Annotated in this window: 15 protein-coding genes and 2 tRNA genes; 7 read left to right on the top strand and 10 right to left on the bottom strand. The window is 60.1% G+C overall.

What is annotated here, in order from left to right; translation table 11 throughout:
• The first annotated feature begins 11 nt into the window (after positions 1-11).
• Positions 12-368 carry a cell division protein SepF gene (locus QQ977_RS07535; protein WP_285928549.1) on the top strand — a complete coding sequence of 119 codons (357 nt, stop codon included), beginning with the start codon at positions 12-14 and terminating at the stop codon, positions 366-368.
• Positions 369-550: 182 nt separating this feature from the next.
• Here the strand turns inward: QQ977_RS07535 and QQ977_RS07540 are convergent, their stop codons facing one another.
• The gene (locus QQ977_RS07540; RefSeq protein WP_285928551.1) at positions 551-2,737 is read right to left on the bottom strand and encodes an elongation factor EF-2; all 2,187 of its coding nucleotides are present in this window, start codon (positions 2,735-2,737) and stop codon (positions 551-553) included.
• 207 nt (positions 2,738-2,944) lie between these two features.
• Here QQ977_RS07540 and QQ977_RS07545 point away from each other — a divergent pair, with 207 nt between their 5' ends.
• A complete protein-coding gene (locus QQ977_RS07545) occupies positions 2,945-3,697 on the top strand; it encodes a DUF5781 family protein (RefSeq protein WP_285928553.1) in 753 nt (250 codons plus the stop codon).
• 316 nt (positions 3,698-4,013) lie between these two features.
• Here the strand turns inward: QQ977_RS07545 and QQ977_RS07550 are convergent, their stop codons facing one another.
• Both QQ977_RS07550 and QQ977_RS07555 read right to left on the bottom strand, forming a co-directional pair.
• On the bottom strand, positions 4,014-5,057 hold the full coding sequence (locus QQ977_RS07550; RefSeq protein WP_285928555.1) for a CARDB domain-containing protein: 1,044 nt from the start codon (positions 5,055-5,057) through the stop codon (positions 4,014-4,016).
• A 1-nt stretch (position 5,058) separates the two neighbouring features.
• Positions 5,059-6,936 (bottom strand): LamG-like jellyroll fold domain-containing protein, encoded by a 1,878-nt coding sequence (locus tag QQ977_RS07555; protein WP_285928557.1) that lies wholly within the window; start codon positions 6,934-6,936, stop codon positions 5,059-5,061.
• Positions 6,937-7,422: 486 nt separating this feature from the next.
• Here QQ977_RS07555 and QQ977_RS07560 point away from each other — a divergent pair, with 486 nt between their 5' ends.
• Positions 7,423-7,986, top strand: a complete 564-nt coding sequence (locus QQ977_RS07560) for a DUF305 domain-containing protein (RefSeq protein ID WP_285928559.1) — start codon at positions 7,423-7,425, stop codon at positions 7,984-7,986.
• Between the two features lie 61 nt (positions 7,987-8,047).
• Here the strand turns inward: QQ977_RS07560 and QQ977_RS07565 are convergent, their stop codons facing one another.
• From QQ977_RS07565 to QQ977_RS07595, 7 genes are all read right to left on the bottom strand, one after another.
• Positions 8,048-8,656 carry a 30S ribosomal protein S7 gene (locus QQ977_RS07565; protein WP_285928560.1) on the bottom strand — a complete coding sequence of 203 codons (609 nt, stop codon included), beginning with the start codon at positions 8,654-8,656 and terminating at the stop codon, positions 8,048-8,050.
• Between the two features lie 2 nt (positions 8,657-8,658).
• Positions 8,659-9,087: a 30S ribosomal protein S12 gene (locus QQ977_RS07570; protein ID WP_285928561.1), complete on the bottom strand. Its 429-nt coding sequence runs from the start codon at positions 9,085-9,087 to the stop codon at positions 8,659-8,661.
• Positions 9,088-9,322: 235 nt separating this feature from the next.
• Positions 9,323-10,525 carry a DNA-directed RNA polymerase subunit A'' gene (gene rpoA2, locus QQ977_RS07575; RefSeq protein WP_285928562.1) on the bottom strand — a complete coding sequence of 401 codons (1,203 nt, stop codon included), beginning with the start codon at positions 10,523-10,525 and terminating at the stop codon, positions 9,323-9,325.
• A complete protein-coding gene (locus tag QQ977_RS07580) occupies positions 10,518-13,442 on the bottom strand; it encodes a DNA-directed RNA polymerase subunit A' (protein ID WP_285928564.1) in 2,925 nt (974 codons plus the stop codon). The genes rpoA2 and QQ977_RS07580 overlap by 8 nt, the downstream gene beginning before the upstream one ends.
• Before the next feature lie 3 nt (positions 13,443-13,445).
• A complete protein-coding gene (rpoB, locus tag QQ977_RS07585; RefSeq protein ID WP_285928565.1) occupies positions 13,446-15,275 on the bottom strand; it encodes a DNA-directed RNA polymerase subunit B in 1,830 nt (609 codons plus the stop codon).
• Position 15,276: 1 nt separating this feature from the next.
• Positions 15,277-16,851, bottom strand: a complete 1,575-nt coding sequence (locus QQ977_RS07590) for a DNA-directed RNA polymerase subunit B'' (RefSeq protein ID WP_285928567.1) — start codon at positions 16,849-16,851, stop codon at positions 15,277-15,279.
• Positions 16,851-17,078 carry a DNA-directed RNA polymerase subunit H gene (locus QQ977_RS07595; RefSeq protein ID WP_285928569.1) on the bottom strand — a complete coding sequence of 76 codons (228 nt, stop codon included), beginning with the start codon at positions 17,076-17,078 and terminating at the stop codon, positions 16,851-16,853. The genes QQ977_RS07590 and QQ977_RS07595 overlap by 1 nt, the downstream gene beginning before the upstream one ends.
• A 280-nt stretch (positions 17,079-17,358) precedes the next feature.
• Here QQ977_RS07595 and QQ977_RS07600 point away from each other — a divergent pair.
• The 4 genes from QQ977_RS07600 (at position 17,359) to QQ977_RS07615 (ending at position 19,831) form a co-directional block, all read left to right on the top strand.
• A tRNA-Asp gene (locus QQ977_RS07600) sits at positions 17,359-17,431 on the top strand.
• 306 nt (positions 17,432-17,737) lie between these two features.
• Positions 17,738-17,810 (top strand) — tRNA-Asp (locus tag QQ977_RS07605).
• A gap of 463 nt (positions 17,811-18,273) precedes the next feature.
• Complete coding sequence (locus QQ977_RS07610; RefSeq protein ID WP_285928571.1) at positions 18,274-19,203, top strand: replication factor A; 930 nt, start codon at positions 18,274-18,276, stop codon at positions 19,201-19,203.
• A gap of 1 nt (position 19,204) precedes the next feature.
• Positions 19,205-19,831: an RPA family protein gene (locus QQ977_RS07615; protein ID WP_285928574.1), complete on the top strand. Its 627-nt coding sequence runs from the start codon at positions 19,205-19,207 to the stop codon at positions 19,829-19,831.
• The last annotated feature ends 181 nt before the right edge of the window (positions 19,832-20,012 follow it).

A 20,012-nucleotide genomic window follows, 5' to 3' on the forward strand; every position in this document is an offset into this window, starting at 1 on the left:
GTCTGTCCGCTATGGGCTTCATGGATACGATTCTCGGCGGCGGAACGTCGCGATCCACCGAGGATTACGTCGAACTCGACCTCGACGACGTCTCCGATCACGCCGGCGACGCGACGATGCAGGTACACATCGCCGAAATCGACGGCCAGGCATCGGCGATCGACATCAAAGACGCCGTCTACGACGGCGATATCGTCATCGCTGACATCACCCGTCTGCGGACGAACGACAGCACGTCCGAACACGTCATCGACGAACTCCGCCAGGTCGCCCGCGAGGTCGACGGCGACATCGTCCAGAAAGGCGACGATCAGATCATCATCACCCCGACCGGCATCGCCATCAGTCGCGAGAAACTCGGCCGGTAATCCGGTCAGGGCCGCTGACTCGAGATTTCGACGGCGTCCTCTTCCATACGTGGCCGGTGTGGCAGCTCGCTGTCACTTCCCCTTCCCTTCCAGATCGCGCTTGAGCCACGGCTGATCGACCCTGACGTAGGCGTGGGCATGAACGTGAACGGTCGACGGCGAAATCCGAGCGCCGTCTAGATCTAGATGTAGTCGATCGACTCGGGCAGCTCGAGCTTCATACCCTTGCGCTCGCGGATCTCCATGATCTTCTCGGTCTGCAGCGAGTCGGACATGACCTCGAAGCCGGCGTTTTCGGTGTTCCAGGACGCACGTCCTTCGGTCGCAGAGCGGATGTCGCTCGCGAAGCCGATCATCTCGTCGACGGGGGCGATACCCTCGACGACCATCAGGTCGCCTTCCTGGTACATGTCGTCGACGCGGCCACGACGACCCTGAATCTCGCCGCTTGCCGCACCCATGTGGTCGTTGGGCACGTCGATCCGGACGTCCTGCATCGGCTCGAGCATCTTGATCTCGGCGTCGATCATCGCCTTGTGGACCGCCTCACGCGTTGCCGGGATGACCTGTGCCGGACCGCGGTGGATAGTGTCCTCGTGGAGCCGGGCGTCGTGCAGGCGGATGAGCGAGCCCTGGACCGGCTCGTTGGCGAGTGGACCGTTGTCGAGTGCCTCCTCGAGCCCTTCGACGACCAGCTCCATCGTCTCGTTTAGGTGCTGGATACCCTTCGTGTCGTCGATGAGGATGTTCGTCCCGTGGATGGTCTCGACGTTCTGGGACGTGTCCTTGTCCATGCCGGCCTCCTGTAGGGCCTCGCGGCGTTCCTGCTCGGGCATGTCCATCGACGCCTCGCCGAGCCTGATCGTCTCGACAAGCTCCTCGCCCATCGGCTCGACGGAGATGTAGAAGCGGTTGTGACGGTTCGGCGAGATTCCCTCGACCTCGGCGCTTGCCTGCTGGGGTGCCTCGCGGTAGACGACGATCGGCTCACCCGTGTTCACGGGGATGCCCTGGTTCTTCTCGATACGCTGGGTGATGACCTCGAGGTGGAGTTCACCCTGCCCGGAGATCAGGTGTTCGCCGGTGTCCTCGTTGATGTCGATCTGGATCGTCGGGTCTTCCTTGGAAACCTGCCGCAGGGTCTCGATGAGCTTCGGCAGGTCGTCCATGCTCTTTGCCTCGACGGACTTCGTGATGACCGGCTCGGAGATGTGCTCGATCGACTCGAAGGGCGTCATCTCCGCACTCGAGACGGTCGAGCCGGCGATGGCGTCCCGGAGACCGGTGACGGCGGCGATGTTACCAGCAGGAACTTCGTCGACTTCCTCGCGCTCGCCACCCATGTAGATCCCGACGGACTGGACGCGGTTCTTGCCCGCGGTGCCGGAGACGTACAGCTCCTGGCCCTTCTCGAGGCTACCCGAGAAGACACGACCGGAGGCGATCTCGCCGGCGTGTGGGTCCATCGAGATGTCCGTGACCATGAAGACGACCTCGCCGGTCTCGTCGACGAGACGCATCCCTTCGGCGAGGTCGCTCTCGGCGTCACCGCGCCAGATGCGCGGGATACGGCGGGGCTGTGCGTCGACAGGGTTCGGGAAGTGCTCACAGACCATGTCGAGCACGACGTCCGACAACGGCGTGCGCTCGTGGAGTTCCTGGCGCTGGTCGCTGCGCTCCATCTCCATGATGTCGCCGAAGTCCATGCCGGTGCGCTGCATCGAGGGCATCGAGACGCCCCACTTGTACAGCGCGGAGCCGAAGCCGACGGTGCCGTCTTCGACGGAGACGGTCCAGTCGTCGACGTCGTCCATCTCCTCGGTCATGCCGCGGATGAGTTCGTTGACGTCGTGGATGACGGCGAGGAGTCGCTCCTGCATCTCCTGGGGACCTTCCTGCAGTTCGGAGATCAAACGGTCGACCTTGTTGATGAAAAGCGTCGGCTTGACGCCCTCGCGCAGTGCCTGTCGCAACACCGTCTCGGTCTGGGGCATCGCCCCCTCGACGGCGTCGACGACCACCAACGCCCCGTCGACGGCACGCATCGCACGCGTGACGTCGCCACCGAAGTCGACGTGGCCCGGCGTGTCGATGAGGTTGATGAGGTGGTTCGTCCCCTCGTACTCGTGGGTCATCGAGACGTTCGCCGCGTCGATGGTGATCCCGCGTTCCTGTTCGTCTTCTTCGGTGTCCATCGCGAGCTGTTCTCCGGCGGTCTCGTCGGAGATCATGCCCGCGCCGGCGAGCAGATTGTCGGAGAGTGTCGTCTTGCCGTGGTCGACGTGAGCGGCGATGGCGATGTTCCGGATGTTCTCCGGCTCGTCCATCAGCCGTTCACACTCCTGTACGATCTTCTTGCGTCGGCCCATATACGCCCTATTACCGGAAGCGGGGTCAAAAGGGTGCTGTTTCCAGCCGGCCAAATCCCGCGAATCTATCCGTTGGAACGAGTGACTGTCGGGTTTACGCGAGTGAATGCCACTCATCCGACGGCGCCTGACCGCAACGAACGACCATCCCAGCATGCGAGGACGGGCGTAAGACCCATATCGACTCAGCCCTTGGGAACGTCACGCATGGATATACGAGTACACGGATCGGGCCCCGCGGCTCCCTTTCTCGGAGCCCGTGACCTCTTCGAGACCGAACGCGATCTCTCTCGACCCGTCCACGTCCGGATTCGCGACGATCCCGACGTTCGAACCTGGGCCGCCCACTACGACGATTGCCACGTGCTGAACATCTCCAGACAGGCCGCCTCGAGCGCGCTCGCCCGCGAACTCGCCATCCACGAGTTCGCCCACATGGCTCGTCACGAGGAGGCCCACCCCTCCCACACCCAGTCGACAGAGGAAGTGCTCTATCTCGCACTGGCCGGCAAGAGCGTCGAACGCCGCAAACTCTCTCACTGCTATCAGATCGCGAACCACATGAAAGACATCTACGCCGACGACATTACGCTGGCCGTCGGCCCGGGCGAGAAACTGCTCGCCTTCCTCGAGTCCAGTCTCGCGACCGCGCTCGCGGATCGGCCACAGTCGCCACCCCGCCCCGGCCTCGAGCGCATCTCGCCTGCCGCCGACCCAGAGATCACAGCCGTCAACGCCGCGTTCGCACTCGCACTCTGTGAGCGTCACGACCTGCTCGAGGACGATCACCGGCTGTACGACCTTGCACACGCGGCCGCGATGGACGCCCCCGAGGTCGATTTCGAGTGGTTCCGCCGTCGATTTCGAGACCTCGTACGAGAGCCCGACTCGAGTACCTACCGCAAGCTGTTAGTCGAGGCGACGCGGTCGTACGTTGGTGGGCGGCCGGCAGCGGATTGATTTTAGCACGCCCTTCCGTCATTTATGTGAGAACATTGAGCTTCTTGCGAACATTGCTAACTATTTGATGGTCTTTATTTACTGTAGCAATACCCATAGGACCACCCAGAAACAAAGCAAACTAACAAATAGCAACACTGCTCCGCCAAGATAAGAAAATAAGCGTTCTAACCCTCCGACTTCTTTGGATTCGATCGCGTTCGTATCACGTAATAGCCCTAGCTTTGGATCTATAATAGCAAGAATACCACCCATCGCAGAAATAAGACCAAGACTAATTATTATTATGAGACCTCTCATACACAATTATATTCGCTCACTTTATACTCTCCACGTCTGCTAGATGCTCAAGTATAATATTTATATGGTTTACGACTTTCCTATGAGGAAAAGACGATTCAGTGATTTGATCCCTACGATTTTTGTTGACCGAGTTCAGAAGCGACTCGAGCTGGTTCATGGCGGTCTTTATCGCATTACTTGCCTGTTTGTTTTGTCCACGTTCGATCGCTGTTAGTGCACGGTTCAGGCTTTGACTTGCTGCGTTAAGCTTCGACACGATTGAGCGTTTTGCTCCCTTCTGACCTAGCTCTTCTTTGACCAAATCTTCTAGACTTATGATCGTCTCTAGTGAAGTATTGACCACTGATTTTTCCGTCCGAACTGTCACAGTATCAGTTTCGGTCAGTGATCCTGCGTTCTCTGTTTCTACTACTGCAGTCAGGTTGGCTGTGCCTTCTGTCGAAGCTTCTAGCTCAAATGTAGTTGTATGACTGTCATTTGGATCGAGACTATCGATCGTAACTGACTGCTCGACACCAAGCGTTTTTGATTTTAATTTAGCTGTGATTCCAGTAGCAGTATCATCACCAATATTTTTAATATCTATTTTAGATGTAACAAATTTGCCAAATAATGGCGATTCAGTAGTTGAGAAGGATAGGATATCAATTTGTGATGGTAATTCAATACCCCGAAGTATCGAGTTGGCTTTATGAGTTGCATTTTTTAACCCCATTTCCCGGCTAATGAGGTCTGAAACCATATCACTCAACTCGTTGGAGTCGATTTCTATCGGATCGATTAGGTATAGTTCGCTCGCTGTTAGAAAACCTCCTCGGGCAAAAACCGTTGTAAGATACCATCTTTCGTATTCACTTAGCGGTTCAAGCTCCTCGTTTGTAAGATCGGACTCGTTTTTTGCTACCTGTAACCGAGCCATCCGTGTTCGCTCCGTGGGTTTAACACCACTATACAGCTCATCCAAATAAGCGAGATTCTCATCGATATTCTTGAGGTCTTCGTTATCGATCGCCTCGTCTACAGTGTTCAGCCCCGAAATGATATCATCATATCTCATATTACACACCCTCGCTTATCTCCATGAGACCATCGTCATGGAGATTTCGGATAGTAAATATACTATTTGCGGCAGTCATTGAACCGAGGAACGCAAAGCTAGCTCCAACAAACGTCCCAATGATAGCCATTGCAGTGCCGACTGGAGCTCCTGTTCCCCATGATCCAAGAGTTAGTAGTGCACCGCCACCTGCTAGGTAGCCACCTGCTGCCGAAACGAATCCAGTCACGCGCAATTCGTCGTTGACGGCTTTGCATTCATCGATGATATCCTCTTGCACATTCACTTTTCTGTCTCCTGCAGTGTCATCAACTTCCAGGTCAAATTCATCATCGTCAATACCGATCTCACTATCAAAGTGATCAAGCATAAACTCGACACCCGCTTCAAATCCCCCCATCACAAAGTTGGCGGCTGGATCCCGATACTCGTTATCGAATGTAGTTTTGATCAAACTGTAGAGTGTTTCTCCTTCGTCTTCCGGACTGTCCAATTCTTCTGCTTCTGTCTCAGCTTCCTCACTTAGATCTACAGATACTTCCCTCAGAAAACCCTTAGCAAAAGGAAGAATATTAAAGATTTTGTTGATACCCTCATCGATATTCTCCAATGCATTGCCGACCCTCGGGCTAATCTTTGATATCCACGCTGCAATATGCTTGAGACCCCTTAGTGCAACGAACATACTCGCAGTGAGCATAGTTATATTCTCAACAGCTTTTCCAACAATAGTAAATGAATCATCTGTTGCTAGTGAGTCAGATGGTTCTCCAACCCGTGATATAGGATCTTCTGGGGAAGAAACCGAGACGGGACCTAGCCCCGCTAGTGATAATTCGGTTATGTCCCGGCCCATTATCATTCTCTCAACTGTCGAGTTCGCAGCCTCTACTTCGACAGTGCCCGCCTGAAGTTCGTCAGCAAGATCGTCCAACGTCGATTCGACTCGAGACACCTCATCGATATCCTGGCTTATATCCGCGATGTGGCTCGCCATCTCCAGTTTCCCGGCTCGCAACTCCTCGAATCGATCCGGAAGCTCGCTGCCAGCGGATTCGGAACTGTTCGCGACTCGACTTCCCGTCCCGTCGTCGAGTTCGTAGGAGAGGAGATCGGAACTGAGCTCGCCTTCACCTGGATGAATCGCCGCTGGCGCCATCACGAACTGATCGTAGTCCACCATCGTCGACGAGCCCGATTCTCGTCCCATCACCCGAAACAGATCCCGAGCGACCCAGCCGTCACCGTTGTAATGGCTCCGTCCGATCTCTTCGCCGTCGATGTAGACCGTGTACGTTTCGTCGCTAGCATCGAGGACGACTCGAACGTTGTACCAGCTTCCGTCCTGAACGTCGCGTCCGTACGCAACGTCGCTCCCGCCGAAGACGTTCCGGAAGTAGAGGCCGTCGCCTGCGATCCCGTTGGTGAACGCCCGAAAGCCGGAGCTCTCGCTGTCGAGGTCGTTGAACATGTAGGCCAGCTCACCGCCGGAGTGGTGTCGCCAGTGGTAATCGATCGTGAAATCGTCCGACGTCGAAAACCGAAACTCCGGTGCGACGCCGCCATCGTCGGTCAGCCTGAGCGCGTGGTCGGTGCCCGTCTCCGGCGCCCCATCCGGGAGCCACTCGTAATCGTTCGCTTCGATCGTTCCGTCCGGCGGCGATTCCGGATTCGTCGGCAGCGACTGGACTGTGACCGGCGCTCGCTCGTCGCTGTCGTCGATCGGTTCTCCACTGTCATCGAGTTCCGTTTCGTCTCCGTCGCTCGATTCGCCAGCCCCGCGTCTGACGCTCGAGAGACCGACTCCGACACTCGCGATTCCTGTGCTGCTGTACTTGAGAAACGTCCGCCGTCCAGGCGAATGGTTGTACCCATCCATACAGAATATTTAACCTCTATATAGTATATATTTAACGGAAATAAATAAATTTAATATATTGAATTGGGCGTGGTGAAGTTCACGTTATAGTGGAAAATAGGCAGTATGGGTGCATTTTTCGAACACGAAAAACGTGTAACGATGGACGGGCACGAATGGTACAAATACTCAAACGGCGGCGATACACCGCTCGAGTTCGACGCCGTACCGTCGGAGTCTATGACCGCCTTCAGAGAGCAGTCGAATTACCGACTCGTCCAGCCTGGACCTCCACCTGAAAGGCGTATTGGCAAGCACATACCGCGTCGCGACCTCCGACTCCGTCGAGCTGTCTCTCCCTTTTCCGATTGCAACCGTTCGTACATAGTTTCATTTCTGCAACAATCCCCCATACTAAAGCGTATTCGGAGTGCGATGTTTGATTCAATGGATAGTACAGCACGACGCCGGGTCCTGTATTTGGCGGGATCGATAGGTATTGCTGGCGTGGCGGGCTTCGCTACTGCGAGCGACCACGAGAAAAACGACGGTCACGACTTTGACAAGGACAAACGAGGACACGACAAGGATGATATCGATTCAGAGGGCCCGTTCAACGACGCCGACATCCTGTTCATGCAGGGAATGATCCCCCATCACGAACAGGCGATCGAGATGGCCGAGCTCATTCCAGGACGAACCGACCGCGAGGAGCTGTGTGAGCTTGGCCCGGAGATAATCGAGGTCCAAGAGGCAGAGATCAAACAGTTGAATGAGTGGCTCGCCGAGGCTGGGGTCGATCCCGACGATCACGACATGGCTCACGAGGACATGGACGGTGTGTTGACCGACGACGAGATGGACGACCTCCGGGAGGCCGAGGACCAGGAGTTTGACTGTCTGTTTGCCGAGTACATGATCCGCCATCACGAGGGTGCGATCGTGATGTCCGAGGAGGTGCTCGAGGAGGGCCGATCACGACGCGTCGCAGATCTCGCGACGGAGATTATCGACGTCCAGCAAGAAGAGATCGAGATGATGGCGTGCTGGCGAGTGAACTGGGGTTGTTAACCTACGCTGCGTTCGTGTCAAGCACGTCTCGAGAAAGCGATCCGAAACCGAAACGACGAGCTTAGCGTGCAGCTGCCGCCACGCGCTCTTTTTCTTCTTTCTGGCTGATCGCGTACGTACCGACGTCGTAGTTGGCCGCGCCGACGAGCTGGTTGGCGATGGCCTCCTCGGCCGGGGTGGGCGATTTGAACGAGTCGTTCTGGACGCCTTCGGCGAGGAACTTAAGCGCCTGGTCGACCCGGCGCTGGGGGGCGACGTCGACCGCTTTCGGGACCGAGATGCCACCGTACTTGAGACGGACGGTCTCCTCGCGGGGTGCGGCGTTCTCGACGGCCGTGACGAGCACCTGGATGGGGTTCTCCTCGGTGCGCTCGTGGACGAGTTCGAACGCCTCGCGCACGAGGTTGAGCGTCTGTTGTTTCTTGCCCGTATTCTCCTCGGTCTGCATCAGACGGTTGATGAACCGTTCGACGATCGAGACCTCGCTTTTCTTGAACTGCTTGCTGGCGTGTCGACCCGCCGTGTGAGCCACGGGGGTAACGGAGATGTACCGCTCCGTCGAGGGATCGCCGTACTCGATCTCGTCGACGTCCCACCGACCGAACAGCTGTGCGGAGACGTCGCCGCCGCCGGCTGGGGCCTCGGGTTCGGGTTGGTCTTCTGCCGCCATGATTATCGCACCGGTTTCTCCGCGTTCCCGCGGACGAGTTCGATCAGCGAGACGCCGTTTACCTTCTCGACCTTGTAGTTGACACCCGAGAGGTCGCCCATCGCACGACCCTTCGCACCACCGATCCCGGCGATGGTGACCTCGTCGTGTTCGTCGATGAACGAGATAGCGCCGTCACCGGGACAGAAGGCGGTGACCTGCTTGCCGTTTTTGATCAGCTGGACCCGGACGCACTTTCGGATCGCCGAGTTGGGCTGTTTCGCTTCGATACCGACTTTCTCGAGTACGATACCCCGGCCCTGGGGAGCGCCCTCGAGCGGGTCGGACTTCTCTCGAAGTCCGCGTTCGCGGCGCGCGTAGTCCGAGTCGGACCACCGCTGGTTCTGGCGGTCCTTCTTGAGCTTGCGCGCGGCGTACTTGCCGTTTGCCATAGTACCCGCCGCTAACCGACGAAGGCACTTAAGCGTCCCTGTTCGGAGCGAGCGCGACGCCACGAGATCGCGTTAGGTACCCCTCTCGCGGAGTCTGCAGCCGTTTCGCCGATCTCGCGTGACGCCCCGAGCGTGGGTTAGCGCCGCTTGGCGACGCACAGACGGGACGAGAAGTCATCGAGAGATGGACACTCGGAACGACCGCGTTGCGTTGTGAACTCGACCGATCTCGAAGTCAGTCGGTCCGACCGGTACTCGAGCCCGTGCCCGCACTCGACCCCATCCGGAGGTCGACGTCGCCGGTGCCGAGTTTGATCGGCTTGCCGACGATGACGTTCTCCGTGACGCCGTCGAGTTCGTCTTCCTCGCCGTGAATCGCGGCGTTGAGCAGGTGATTGACCGTCACCTCGAACGCCGCGCGGGCGAGTACGGACTCCTTCGAGCCGGAGATGCCGTGGCGACCGATCGACTCGATCTCGCCGCGGTTCGTCATGATGTCTGAGACGAGCATCAGGTGGCGGACGTTCACGTCGTCCAGTCCCTGTTCGGCGAGCGTATTGTGAGTCTCCTCGATGATCGCCTCGCGGGCCGCCTCGATGCCGAGGTTGCGGTGAATCTCGTGGATGTTGTTACACGTCGTCCGGGAGGCGTCGACGCCCTCGATCTCTAAGACGTCGCCGAATGCCGATCCTTCGGTGTAGAGGATGAACTCCTCGCTACCGTCGTCGAGTTCCTCTCGGCGGATCACGACACGGGAGACCTCCTCGATACCCTTGAACGTGATGTCCCGCAGTTCTTCGACCAGCTGGAGCAGGTCGCGATAGGACGGCTCCTCGGGGCCGAACTCGATCGTCGCCCCCTGCTGGAGCGTCTCGACGCCGAGTTCGTCTTCGATGATCTCTGCGACCTCTTCTGCCGTGATCATCCGCTCTTCGAGCGTATCGGGGTTCAACGAGATCTGGACGCGCATGTCCGCAACGTTCGTCGAGACGTCACCGAGTGCGAGGATCTTCGTCGCCTCGATCTTCCAGACGACCTCGTGGGCCTTCTCGCGTCGCTTGGCGTACTCGTCCTCGAGGTGGACCGTCATCATCGGCGTGTCCGGCGTCTTCCGGGCGTCGACCAGCTCGATCAGCCGGGGTAGCCCCTGGGTGACGTCGATCTCTGCGACCCCTGCGTAGTGGAACGTGTTCATCGTCAGCTGCGTTCCGGGTTCGCCGATCGACTGGGCGGAGACGGTCCCGACGGGATCGAGCGGATCGATGCGCGTGTCGAGATACTGGTTCTCGACCGCCTGGGCGATCTCGTCTGCTTGCTCGAGGCTCACGTCGCGTTCCTCGACCGTCTCGTAGACCCGGTTTTTGAGCCGGCGAGGGAGCTCGGTGTCCTCGACGAGTGCGACGACGTCGTCGCCAACGTCGTACTCGACGTTAGTCATCGGAGCTCACCTCCGTGACGTCGCCGATGAGACGGCTGTCGGCGTGTTCGGAGAGGTTCGTCGGTTCGGGTTCAGAGCCGAGGAACTGGGCCTTTTCCTCCTTGGTGTCGAACTCGGACTCGAGGATGCGATCTGCGATCTGTTCGACGTCGATGTCGCCGTCCTCGCTCGAGGAGACTTTCACCGGCGAGGTGCCGTCCTCGCCGAACTCGAACTGGACGATCGTGTCGCTGGTGTCGCGAACGGTGCCGTCGTACTGTGTTTCGAGTTCCGAGAGGGCGTTGATCAGCCGGCGCTGGAGGTAGCCGGATTTCGACGTTCGGACGGCGGTGTCGACCAGCCCCTCGCGGCCACCCATCGCGTGGAAGAAGAACTCCCGGGGGGTGAGCCCGCCGGTGTAGGAGTTCTCGACGAAGCCGTGTGCCTCGGCGGAGAGGTCGTTCGGCTGGTAGTGTGAGAGCGTGCGGTCCTCGTAGCCACGGTTGATCCGTTCGCCACGGACTGCCTGCTGGCCCACACAGCCGGCCATCTGGGTCAGGTTCAGCATCGAGCCACGCGCCCCGGATTCGGCCATGACGACCGCCGGGTTGTCGTCCTCGAAGTGCTCCTCGGCGATGTTGCCGGCGTTGTCACGCGCCCGCGAGAGCGTCTGCATGATCTTCATCTCGAGGGTCTCGTCGATGGTGCGGCCGGGCAGGGACTCGAGCTCGCCGCGCTCGTAGGCCGCGATCAGCTCCTCGACACGGTCGTAGGCGTCGTCGATCGTCTCGTCGATACGCGCTTGTGCTTCTTCGGGGATGGTTTCGTCGTCGATGCCGATCGAGAACCCGAAGTGCATGATCGCCCGCATCGCGAGCGTCGAGACCTCGTTGATGAAGATTCGGGCGCGGGTGGTGCTGTACACCTTCGTGATCGTGTCGACGATTTCGCCGCCGAACTCGCCGACCTCGTCTTCGGCGATGGTGCCGGAGACGAGTTGGCCCTCCTCGATGACCACGTCGTCGCCGACGGTTCCGGTGAACTCGAGGCTCAGGTCGTCTGGCAGCAGTTCCGAGAAGACGTCGAGGCCGGTCCAGAACGGCTCGCCTTCGTCGTCGATCCCGCTTGGCTCCGGTAACTCGTCGATCCGGGTCGCCCGCAGGAGGTCGAGTGCCTGGGTCTCGTTGAACCGGGGGTTGTCGTGGGTCAGCAGGTACATCCCGCTGATGTGGTCCTGGATGGCACCGATGATGTTCTCGCCGAACCGTGGGCTCAATATCTGCTCTTGCACGCGCATGAGCACGCGCGCTTCGGCACGTGCCTCCTCGTTTTGCAGCGCGTGCATGTTCATCTCGTCGCCGTCGAAGTCGGCGTTGTACGGCGGACAGACGACGGTGTTGAGCCGGAACGTCTTGTACGGCATCACGACGACCTCGTGAGCCATGATACTCATCCGGTGCAGCGACGGCTGGCGGTTGAAGATGACGATGTCGCCGTCGATGAGGTGTCGGTTGACTTCCCAGCCGGGTTCGACCTTCTCGGCGAGCTCCTCGCAGTTCTTCTCGGTCACCTTGAGTCGGCGACCGTCGTGTCTCCGGACGTAGTTTGCACCCGGATGGACCTCGGGCCCGTTCGAGACGTAGCGACGTGCCTCCGCGACGTTGCGCTCGGTGACGTTCATCGTCTGGGTCATCTCTGTCGCTACGCGGTCGGGGACACCGACCTCGTTCAGGCTAAGCGTCGGGTCCGGCGAGATGACGGTTCGGGCCGAGAAGTTCACACGCTTGCCCGACAGCGAGCCACGGAACCGCCCTTCCTTGCCCTTCAGGCGCTGGGAGAGGGTCTTCAGCGGCCGTCCCGAGCGGTGACGGGCCGGCGGCGTGCCGCTGATCTCGTTGTCCATGAACGTCGTCACGTGATACTGCAACAGCTCCCAGAGGTCCTCGATGATCAGCTGGGGGGCACCGGCCTCGCGGTTCTCCATGAACCGCTGGTTGATACGGATGATGTCGACGAGCTTGTGGGTCAGATCGTCTTCGCTGCGCTGGCCGTTGTCCAGCGTGATCGACGGCCGCGCAGTGACGGGCGGGACCGGAAGCACGGTGAGGATCATCCACTCGGGTCGGGAGCGTTCGGGATTGATTCCGAGCACCTCGATGTCCTCGTCGGGGATCGCTTCGAACCAGTCCCGGATGTCACTGGGCATCAGCTTGTTCGTGTCCTCCTCGGTGAGATCGACGTCTAAGGCCTTCTCGATCGCCTTGCGCTGGCTCTCGCGGGGCCGGAACGAGCCCGAGAGGATCTCGTTGATCCGGCCGAGTTCGATCTCTGTCTCCGCGGCGAGCTCGTCCGGCGACATCCGCTCGCGGTCCTCGCCGCCTTGCATCGCCGCGGCGATGCGCTGGGAGTACTCGCTTGTCAGGACCTGCTGGACTTCGTAGTACGTTGTCGGTTTCTCGTGGTCGATGTCGTACTGGATCTCGCCACAGTGGGGACAGCGATCCTTCTTGCGGGCCTGTCGGATCGCCGCCTTCGTCACGTCGTTTAAGTCGCGACCGAGTTCGCGGGACTCCTGGAGTTGGTCCCGGAACTCCGCTTTTTCGTCCTCGGTGAGCAGTAGTCGGGAACACTCCCGGCAGGTCCCCCGAAGCAGTCGTCGGATGAGCTTCGTGAAGCCGACGTGGATCACCGGTGCGGCGAGTTCGATGTGCCCGAAGTGGCCCGGACACGAACCCGAGTGCTGCCCGCAGGTCTTACACTCGAGGCCGGGGTCGATGACGCCCAGCCGTGGATCCATCAGTCCCATGTCGATAGGGAACCCGTCGTCGTCGTAGGTGTCCGCGGTGATGATCTTCGTCTCGCTCATCTCCCGGTACTCCTCGGGCTCCATCAGCCCGAAGGTGATCGTATCGATGTCTTTGGGTGTCGTATCTCGCATGGTTTAGACGGCGTCTTCGAGTTCCAGTCGCGGTGCGATTCCGAGCGCTTTCATCTCGTCGAGCAAGAGCTTGAACGCGTAGCTCATCTCGATCTCGTGGATGTCCGTCTCTTCGCCACAGTTCGGACAGTACACCCGACGTTGCTCGACGTTCTCGGTTGCGGTCATCCCACAGTTCCCACAGACGTTGATGAACTCCCGGTCGGACTCGTCGAGCAGCCGTTCTTTGAGCGTCATCGCCGCACCGTGGCCGATGAACACGTCGCGTTCCATCTCCCCGATCCGGAGGCCACCCTCGCGGGCACGTCCCTCGGTCGGCTGGCGGGTCAGCACCTGCACCGGCCCGCGCGACCGGGCGTGCAACTTGTTCGAGACCATGTGATACAGCTTCTGATAGAAGATGATTCCGACGAAGATCTCGGCCTCGATCTTCTCACCCGTGATGCCGGAGTACATGACCTCCTTGCCGGCGGAGTCGAAGCCGGCTTCCTCGAGACCCTTACGGAGCTCCGCTTCGTCTTCGCCCAGGAAGGGCGTTCCGTCGACGCGTCGGCCTTCGAGTGAGCCGAGTTTGCCGCCGATCATCTCTAAGATGTGTCCGACGGTCATCCGGGACGGCAGCGCGTGGGGGTTCAAGACGAGGTCGGGCACGACGCCTTCCTCGGTAAAGGGCATGTCCTCCTGGGGTGCGAGGTGACCGATAACTCCCTTCTGGCCGTGTCGAGACGCGAACTTGTCGCCCAGCTCCGGGATGCGCTCGTCACGTACGGAGACCTTCGAGAGCTTCGAGCCGTCCTCGCCTTCCATCAGCGTGACGGTGTCGACGACGCCGGACTCGCCCGAGCGCATCGTCACCGACGTCTCCCGACGCTTCTGGGGTGAGAGCCCGCCCATGTCGTCGGGTTCTTCGAGGAATCGTGGCGGCGAGGTCTTGCCCAGCAACACCGAGTTCTCGTCGACCGGCGTCTCCGGGTTCACGAGCCCGTCCTCGTCTAGGTGCGCGTAGGCTTCCTCGCCACGCGCGCCACGGACGTCCTGGGACGGAATCTCGAAGCGGTCCTCCTGACCGCCCGGATACCGTCGTTCCTCGCCCTCGTAGGTCCGGAAGAAGTGCGACCGGGCGAGTGCCCGCTCGACGGAGGCTTCGTTCATCACGAGGGCGTCCTCAATGTTGAACCCCTCGTAGCTCATCACGGCGACGACGAAGTTCTGGGCTGCGGGCCGGTCGTCGAAGCCGATCTGTTCGGTGGTCTGGGTCTTGACCATCGACAGCTGGGGGTAATGCAGCAGGTGCTGGCGCGTATCCGGTCGGATCCGGTAGTTCGCACTCGGCAGTCCCAGCGACTGTTTGATCATCCCCGCACCCATCGTAATCCGTGGCGAGGCGTTGTGCTCGGGATAGGGGATCATCCCCGCGCCGATCCCGAAGATCAGCTGCGGGTCGATCTCGAGGTGGGTGTGATCCGCGTTCAAGTCGTCCTCGTCGACGGCGACGTAGATGTCCTCTTCCTCCTCGGCGTCGATGAACTCGACGTAGCCGTGCTCGACCAGGTCCTCGAACTCGAGGTCGCCGTTTCGAAGCGCTTCGATCTCCTGGTCGGTGATGCGTGGCTCGCCATCTTCGACGACGAGCAGCGGGCGACGCGCCCGACCGGCGTCGGCGTTAACGATGACCTCGCGGGTTCGGTCTTTCACCGAAACGTTGACCATCTCGCTGACGTCGCCCATACGACGCGCTTCCCGGATCTGTTCGGCCAGTTCGTGCGGGTTCGGGTGGGTCCCCACCAGCGACCCGTTGACGTACACCTTGGCTTCTCGCTGTTGGCTACTCATGTTAGTCGTCTGCCGTGGTTCGGTTGACGCCCTCGATGCCCGGAATGCCCTGGACACCCATCGACGCCAGTTCTCGTTTGAGTTCCTGTTCGTCCTCGACGTTCTGGGAGAGCTCCATCGCCTGTGCGAAGTTTTTCACCAACCCACAGTTCGGTCCCTCCGGGGTCTCGGACGGACAGATGCGCCCCCACTGAGTCGCGTGTAAGTCCCGCGCTTCGAAGTGTGGCTGGCTGCGTGACAGCGGCGACCGAAGCCGTCGCAGATGCGAGAGCACCCCCATGAAGTCCGTTCGGTCGACTAGCTGGCTCACACCGGAGCGGCCACCGACCCAGTTCCCCGTCGCGATCGGGTGCTCGAGTCGCTCCGTGAGCACGTCAGAGCGCACGACCGTGTTGACAGAGAGCTGTCGGTTCCGCATGTTCGCCCGCTCGAGCTGGTATTTGACGTCCCGTGCCAGCTTGTTCAGCGCTGTCCGGAAGAGATCTTTCATCAGGTCGCCGCTGACCTTGAGACGCTTGTTCGCGTAGTGGTCCTTGTCGTCGGCTTCGCGTCGCCCCAGCGCGAGCTCGAAACACGCTTCTGCCATCCGACAGAGGTAGTGGGCCTTGTTGATCCGGACGTCCTCCTCGTCGACACCCTCCTCGTGGAGATGTGGCAGGAGATAGCGGTCGATCACGTAGTTGGCTCGCTTGAGCTGGTAGTTTTTCCCCTGGCCGGAGGCGACGCGTTTGCCCAGCGCCTCGATCGCTTCCTCTTCGGTCTGGACCTCCGCTTCCTCTAAGTTCTCGAGCATGTACTTGACGACCTCGGGATCGTTCGAGACCTTGTGGACGATCTCCTCGTCGGATTCGAGGCCAAGCGCACGCACGAGCGTCACGAAGTTGACCGAGCCCGACACCGAGGGGAACGAGACCTCGAGCAGTCCGTCCCGACCTCGCTCACACAGCACGAGCGCACGGTAGCCACGACGCTGGGAGAAGGTCTTGGCGACCTGGATCTCGTCGCCGTATTTCGTGTCGTACTCCGCGAGGATCTTGTTTGGCGCTAAGTCCTCGCTCGTCATCAGGACTCGCTCGGAGCCGTTGACGATGAAGTAGCCGCCGGGGTCGGCGGGATCTTCACCGATCTCGATGAGTTCCTCCTCGGAGAAGCCTGCGATGTTACACTTGTCGGAGCCGACCATGACCGGCATCCGACCGATTTTCGTCTCCGTGGAGTCGACGACCCGCTGATCGCCCTCCTCGCCTTTGACGATCGACATCTCCATGAAAACCGGCGCGGAGTACGTGATGTTGCGAAGTCGCGCCTCCTGGGGATAGAGCAACTCCTCGGAGCCGTCGGCCTCGCGAACCCGTGGCGTCACGACCCGGACGTCCCCCAGCTCGACGTGGACGGGCTCTTCGCCTTCCTTGTCGCCGATGTCCGTATCGATTGTCGCCTTCTCGTCGACGACTTCCTGCATTCCCCGATTGAGGAAGGCGTTGAACGAGCGGTAATGGTGGTCGGCAAGTCGTTCCCTCGAGAAGTACTCTCGCGAGATGTCACGCCGTTTCGCTCGGTTCATTTCCATCGACATTATTCTATCACGAGTCGGTACACGACGGCTTGGTCGGTTGTCCGTGAATCCCGGACGATTTCGATGACGTCTCCCACCTCGGCTTCCTCCGGCAAAGCGGGATCGTTCGTTTTGATTTTCGGCAGGTCGGTGCGGTCGATGTCGTACTCCGCGAGCACCTCCTCGAGGGCCTCTTCCTCGAGGACAGTGTGCTCCGGAACCAGTTCGTGTTGGCTTACGTCTACCATGTGTTGTGGGCTAACGGGAGAGAAGCGGCTGTCACGATATACTGCAGGGACCTACATCCGGGACCTATTTAACGGTTACTAACTCGAGCCGAGAAGCAGCGCTAACCGGCCGGGCGAACCTGACCGGGCCAGTCGTTCACAATGGAGGTTACCCCGTTCTGGTATATATCCCTTGCGGGACTGTGTGTCGATGACACCCATCGTATCGCCCGTGTCGGGCTACCACACGGCGCTCGAGTGGAAAGTCTTAATACTCCAACTGGGCAATGATGAGTTGCGAGCCCGGGTGGTGTAGTGGCCCATCATACAACCCTGTCACGGTTGTGACGCGGGTTCAAATCCCGCCTCGGGCGTTTTCCGCGAACAACACCGACGAGCACCGCGTAGCGTGTGCTCGTCACCCGTGTGCGGAAAACCGCGTCCGGGATTTGAACTACGGAACGAGCGAGCACTGCGACCGAAGTTCAGGTGGTTCAAATCCCGCCTTTCTCAACAGGTGTGTCTTCGAAGGAGGACAGCCGTGGTAGCATCCTGCCCGTCTCGAGCACGTGTCTGCTTACCGACATCTGGTATTCGGGAACGATACAAGTGCGAACGGAACCCAATGGAGAGCGGATACGGAAGTCTTAATACACCGACGAAGCAACGACGAGTTGCGAGCCCGGGTGGTGTAGTGGCCCATCATACAACCCTGTCACGGTTGTGACGCGGGTTCAAATCCCGCCTCGGGCGTTTTCCGCGAACAACACCGACGAGCACCGCGTAGCGTGTGCTCGTCACCCGTGTGCGGAAAACCGCGCCCGGGATTTGAACCACGGTCGTTCCGTTCGCTCGCTCACTGCACTCCCCGGTTCAAATCCCGCCTCGGGCGTACTTTTGCGGCGAGCAACTCCGCGAGCCGCAAATATCCCACGAACTGTCCCGCCGTCTCCCGTGACGGCTCGAGCCATCTAGTTCATACTATCGGCTGTCACTGTGTGACGATTCTCGCCCCCCGTAACGGCGAGAATCGTACACGACGTACAGCCGGCAGTATCAGTTTTACCCCAGTCACCCCGACAGATCACCGTTCAGACTGGCGGCTCGGGCCGTTCCGAGTCGCGTTCACTTTCGCTCCGGTGGCGGCAGTTTAAATACCATCGGGCGCGAAACCCGGTATGCCTCCCGTCGAAACCCAGGAGGAGGCGTGACACCAATGAGCGACGTACGAGAGCACGCAGAAGACATACACGAGCAGTTTTCGGACCACCTCGAGGTCGACCTCGAAGACGTCGAGGATCGATTGGCGACGCTGGTCGAAGAGTACAAAGTGCCGATGGACGAGGCACGCCGGAGCGTTACCAACCACTACCTGGACGAGGCCGGCTTAGAGCGCGAGGACCTCGCCGGCGGCGGCAGCGACGAGGTCACCGTCGAGGACGTCGACGAACCCGAACAGTGGATCGACCTCACGGCGAAAGTGATCGAACTCTGGGAGCCCCGCAGCGACGCCGTCGCCCAGGTAGGGCTGCTGGGCGATCCCACGGGGACGATCAAGTTCACCAAGTGGGCCAAATCCGACCTGCCCTCCCTCGAGGAAGGCGGCGTCTACCGGCTTCGAAACGTCGTCACCGACGAGTACCAGGGGCGGTACTCGGTCAAGCTCAACTCGACGACGGTAATCGAGGAACGCGAGGAAGACCTCGAGGTCGGTAACGATACGAGCGAGATCGACGGTGCGCTGGTCGACATGCAAAGCGGCAGCGGCCTGATCAAACGCTGTCCCCACGAGGACTGCACCCGCGTTCTCCAGAACGGCCGCTGTAGCGAACACGGCGAGGTCGAAGGCGAGTTCGACCTCCGGATCAAAGGCGTCGTCGACGACGGGATCGACGCCCACGAGGTCATCTTCGACCAGGAGGCTACCGAAGAGCTGACGGGACTCAGCCTGGAGGAAGCGAAGGACATGGCTATGGACGCGCTGGATACGACCGTTGTGGCCGACGAGATCGCAGACGAGATCATCGGCAGCTACTACCGGATCGAGGGGCCGACGTTCGGCCGCTACGTGCTGGCCGACGACGTCGAGGAACTGGGCGGGCCGACCGATCCTGACGACCTGCTGATCAAAGCGAGGTCGATGTGACATGAGCCAGGCAGAACTCACTCGCGAAGTCGCACGCCGCGTCTTCGCGTCGGAATTTAACGATTCGACGTACACGTTCAAAGAGAGCGACGACGACCGTGCGCCGAACTACGCGCTGTTGCCGACCGGCGACCGTGCCAACCGCGTCTTCGTCGTCGGCACCCTTACCGAGACCGAAGACGTCGGCGACGACAGCGAGTACTGGCGTGGCCGGATCGTCGATCCGACGGGGACGTTTTTCGTCTACGCCGGCCAGTACCAGCCCGAGGCCGCCTCGACGCTTCGGGAGACCGAACCGCCAGCGTACGTCGCCGCCGTCGGCAAGCCCCGGACCTACGAACCCGAGGAGGGGACGGTAAACGTCTCGCTTCGCCCCGAGTCGATCGCCGTCGTCGACGACGACGTCCGCGACCGCTGGGTCGTCGAGACCGCCGAACGCACCTTGGAGCGCATCGAGGAGTTCGAGGCCTGGAAGGCCGAACAGGAAGCCCCCGAGAGCGCCTCGACGGTTCCCAGCAACGAGTACGCCGAGATGGCCCGCGAACGGTACGACTCCCCCGTCGAGAACTACCGCCGCGACGTGATTCAGGCGCTCGAGAGCCTCGAACAGACGGAAGCGACCGCCTAACGACCGGACCGCTGACTGCGACCGACGGACCACCATTCCCACCACTACCATCCGTTTTTCACCGGAACCACGACCGAAGCCGGCGGGTCGGCGATACGGTCGATGACGTAGCCGAAACGTTCGAGCCCCGTTCGTGACCTGTCTCACGAATTGTTAAGTAGGACGACCGACGAGTACGGAC

The sequence above is a fragment of the Natrialbaceae archaeon AArc-T1-2 genome (assembly GCF_030273315.1).
Taxonomy (GTDB): domain Archaea; phylum Halobacteriota; class Halobacteria; order Halobacteriales; family Natrialbaceae; genus Tc-Br11-E2g1.

Coding starts and splice junctions, on each gene's coding strand:
- QQ977_RS07535 (WP_285928549.1), top strand. CDS start 12: ATGGGCTTCATGGATACGATTCTCGGCGGCGGAACGTCGCGATCCACC.
- QQ977_RS07540 (WP_285928551.1), bottom strand. CDS start 2,737: ATGGGCCGACGCAAGAAGATCGTACAGGAGTGTGAACGGCTGATGGAC.
- QQ977_RS07545 (WP_285928553.1), top strand. CDS start 2,945: ATGGATATACGAGTACACGGATCGGGCCCCGCGGCTCCCTTTCTCGGA.
- QQ977_RS07550 (WP_285928555.1), bottom strand. CDS start 5,057: ATGAGATATGATGATATCATTTCGGGGCTGAACACTGTAGACGAGGCG.
- QQ977_RS07555 (WP_285928557.1), bottom strand. CDS start 6,936: ATGGATGGGTACAACCATTCGCCTGGACGGCGGACGTTTCTCAAGTAC.
- QQ977_RS07565 (WP_285928560.1), bottom strand. CDS start 8,656: ATGGCGGCAGAAGACCAACCCGAACCCGAGGCCCCAGCCGGCGGCGGC.
- QQ977_RS07570 (WP_285928561.1), bottom strand. CDS start 9,087: ATGGCAAACGGCAAGTACGCCGCGCGCAAGCTCAAGAAGGACCGCCAG.
- rpoA2 (WP_285928562.1), bottom strand. CDS start 10,525: ATGACTAACGTCGAGTACGACGTTGGCGACGACGTCGTCGCACTCGTC.
- QQ977_RS07580 (WP_285928564.1), bottom strand. CDS start 13,442: ATGCGAGATACGACACCCAAAGACATCGATACGATCACCTTCGGGCTG.
- rpoB (WP_285928565.1), bottom strand. CDS start 15,275: ATGAGTAGCCAACAGCGAGAAGCCAAGGTGTACGTCAACGGGTCGCTG.
- QQ977_RS07590 (WP_285928567.1), bottom strand. CDS start 16,851: ATGTCGATGGAAATGAACCGAGCGAAACGGCGTGACATCTCGCGAGAG.
- QQ977_RS07595 (WP_285928569.1), bottom strand. CDS start 17,078: ATGGTAGACGTAAGCCAACACGAACTGGTTCCGGAGCACACTGTCCTC.
- QQ977_RS07610 (WP_285928571.1), top strand. CDS start 18,274: ATGAGCGACGTACGAGAGCACGCAGAAGACATACACGAGCAGTTTTCG.
- QQ977_RS07615 (WP_285928574.1), top strand. CDS start 19,205: ATGAGCCAGGCAGAACTCACTCGCGAAGTCGCACGCCGCGTCTTCGCG.